Source organism: Zhongshania sp. (genome assembly GCF_041623545.1).
In the GTDB taxonomy this organism is placed as follows: Bacteria; Pseudomonadota; Gammaproteobacteria; order Pseudomonadales; family Spongiibacteraceae; genus Spongiibacter.
Genome location: NZ_JBFJWS010000347.1, coordinates 1 through 3,176 on the forward strand (window position 1 = coordinate 1; position 3,176 = coordinate 3,176).

Below are 3,176 nucleotides of genomic sequence, written 5' to 3' on the forward strand. Positions count from 1 at the left end.
ATTTTTCAACAAGCAGTTGATCGCGGCGAAGCTCCCAAAGGCTATAGCGCCGACGATTTATTGCTGACTTTTATTGGTGGCTCTATGGGCGTTGCACTGCTGCAGTACGGTGGTGATATTGGCTCGATGAAACGGTCTACCGAGCTCTTGCTAGAACTGGTAGACCGGCTTGCCTGATTGGTTATATCGCCACCCCATTCAAGGCGAGCGGGACTTTGCAGCGATGTAGAGACGGAGACTTTCCAGACAAGCCTCCCCTACTCGCAAAGGATACTTTTAATCCGTTCATTACTTACACAATAAGTGCATATCAAAACCGATAGCTGAGCCGCGCACCGACTTCACGCGAGTCTCCCACGTAAGCCGCGTCAATACCCAATGACGGGCTGTTGAATCGATCGGTGATGTAAAATTTATCGGTGATGTTCTGGCCATACAATTCCACACCCATTTGCTCGCCCTGGTAACCCAGGCGGGCACCGAATAAATCGCGGCTATCGGCCCGCAGCCGATCGCTATTCTCCCGATCAGTAAAGCTGCCATCGCTGTGCGACCAACTCAGATCAGCGTACAACCCCCGGCTATTTTCATAACGCACAACCAGGTTAGCGGTATTGCGTGGCGCATTGGGAAAATGGTTGCCTGCATAATCGACGCCGTCATCTTCATATTCTATGAAAGCTGTATCGACATAGCCGATACCACCAAACACACTGAAGCCTGCGCCAAGCTCACCGCGAAATTCAAGTTCAGCACCCTGTGAACGCGCCTCGCCGGCATTGTCGGTACGAAAGTTAGACGCATCGACCCGCACTCCGATCTGCATGTCTTCATAGTCGATGCGAAATATCGACGCCTGCACAAACCAGCTACCCTGCTGGAATTTCAACCCCAAGTCATAGTTGTTGGTGTATTCAGGGCCATAACTTGGGGACTCGCCCTCGCTGACAAAATCTACCGAGCCGGCACGGTAACCTTGGCTGCGGGTAAAATATCCGCTGAGTTGATCGGTAATATCCAGACTGATGGCAACCTTGGGCAGGAAGACAGCGTCGCCGCTGGGCGCAGTATTATCGCTATCTAATATCGGCTTGAGTACAGCGCTGAAGTCTGCCGGCACCGTACTGCCAGCAACCGGATCCATCAGCTGTGCACCGGTGACGGTCAAAGCGCTGTGGTTATCAGCCTGGTTTTCTTCGTAACGCGCGCCTAAAGTCAGGGTCCAGCGGCTACCGAGATGAATATCAGCTTCGCTGTAGACCGCCTTGGTCGTTGCATCACGATCGGCGGCAAGGTCCGCAGCAGCGCGCAGGCGCAGGCCGCTTATGGTATACGGTAGATCGACGGAGCTGGACGTACCGCGCAGTTTGTCTTCACTGTAATACAGCCCGGATACCGTTTTTAGCAGCGCGGTTTTGTAGTGCAAGCGCAGCTCCAACGCACTGTTTTCAGTGTCCACCGTATTAATAAAGTAGCCATTGTCTTCAGCGGATATATCGTAGTCGCCTTTACGTTGATTGTAATTTTCAGCATGACTGGCGATCAGACTCAGTGAGCTGCCTGCGGTGAGGTCGGCGCGCTGTTTAAACACCACGAGCTGGCTATTATCATGATAGAAACCATCTACATTGTCCGTTGATTCACCGCTTTCAGCGCGCTCCGGCGGCAGGTACTCGTTGCCTTCGCGGAGTTTAGTGTCCTGCAAGCTTAGGCTAGCGCTATACCAGCTATCGCCCTCCCAATGAAGCTTAAAACGCTGCATATAGCGCTTGCGGGCCTGCCATTCATCGTCATTGAGGGTGGTGTTGGTCACCTCACCGTCGCTCTGATTGGTTTCGCCAGCGTAGCGAAAGGCGAATCCTCCAGCGAGCGGCCCTCCAATTGCAATGCCCGCTTCACGGCCGCGCTCATTGGCGACCCCGAGCTTTAGCTTGCCGCTGTATTCCTCCTGGGATGGCTCTCGGGTCTGCACCACCACCGCGCCCGCGAGTGAGCCGGGGCCAAACGCCGTTGATTGCGGCCCGCGATAAAACTCCATTTGTTGCACATCCCAACTATTGGCCACTCCTCGACCCGGTTGGCGGGCGCCGTCGATAAATACACTGACGGTAGGACGACCGGTGCCGCCTGGCCCAATTCCTTCGTTGGAAATCCCGCGCACCGAAAACTTGTCTTCTCGGGCGGCACTCAGATTGGGGCTACGCAACAAAAGGTCATAGAGATCGCGTATATTCAGCGCCCGCAATTGCTCTTCGGGAACGATACTAATGCTGGAAACCGTGTCCAAACTACTGCGTTGCATGGGGTCGCCGGTAACGAGAACCTCCTCGAGCCGTTGTGGGTTGCTATTGTCGGCGGCGAGCACAGGCAAGGTCGCGATCAGCGCAATGCCGGCACTAAGTAAGGGTTTAATTGGCATATAGAGTCCATTCCTGATGTGCGGTGGGCGCGGTAAATTGCGAGCTCTCGCAACCCGAATAGGATTTGTGGTGCAAATGATAATTGTTATCATATACTAAGCGCAATAAATTTATCCCTCGGGCTCTTTTTTGGTTGAAAGCTGCCTCAGCCCGCAGGATTAAAAATCAAGGATCTTTTATATGTCGGCGAAATCCGAAAACCCGTTATACCCGCTAGTGTGGCGGTGGCATTTTGTAATTGGTTTAGTTGCCGCTCCGCTGTTGCTGGTGTTGAGCATTACCGGCGCCTTGTACGCTTTTGAGCCACAACTGCAGCCGATCGTAGAAAGTGAATGGCAAACAATTCCTGCCTGTGAGCCTTGTCGCGCCGAGCCCGTGTCTGCGCAACTGGCGGTGGTGCAAGACGCTTTCCCTAACGCTCAACTACAGCACTACGGCCAATACCGCGATGCCAGCCGCAGCACCGTGGCATATATCAAAGAGCCGGGAGACAATCAGGACCGCATCGTTTGGCTAAACCCTTACACACTGGAAATACTAGGTAGCCGAATGGAAAACGAAGGCTTCTTCCCGACAGTATTCGAATTGCATACAACGCTGCTCAGCGGGGAGATCGGTCGCTGGCTACTTGAGCTCACAGCAAGCTGGGTATTGGTTAGTTTACTGCTGGGCTTGCTACTATGGTGGCCACGTCGCACAAAACGCGCAGGCGGCTGGCAACCGCGTTTGGCCAGCAAAGGACGGCGTCTTTGGCGC

The 3,176-nt window shown here is 53.9% G+C and carries 2 protein-coding genes; one reads left to right on the top strand and one right to left on the bottom strand.

The features are described 5' to 3' along the window. Positions 1–310: 310 nt before the first annotated feature. Positions 311–2,419, bottom strand: coding sequence for a TonB-dependent receptor (locus tag ABYT30_RS17625; RefSeq protein WP_373097792.1), 2,109 nt, complete (start codon positions 2,417–2,419; stop codon positions 311–313). A gap of 181 nt (positions 2,420–2,600) precedes the next feature. Here ABYT30_RS17625 and ABYT30_RS17630 point away from each other — a divergent pair. Next, positions 2,601–3,176, top strand: a 576-nt coding sequence (locus tag ABYT30_RS17630; RefSeq protein WP_373097794.1) for a PepSY-associated TM helix domain-containing protein, incomplete at its 3' end; no start/stop codon positions are given.

Excerpts from the sequence above, each read along its gene's own strand:
- ABYT30_RS17625 (WP_373097792.1), bottom strand. The coding sequence starts at position 2,419 with ATGCCAATTAAACCCTTACTTAGTGCCGGCATTGCGCTGATCGCGACC.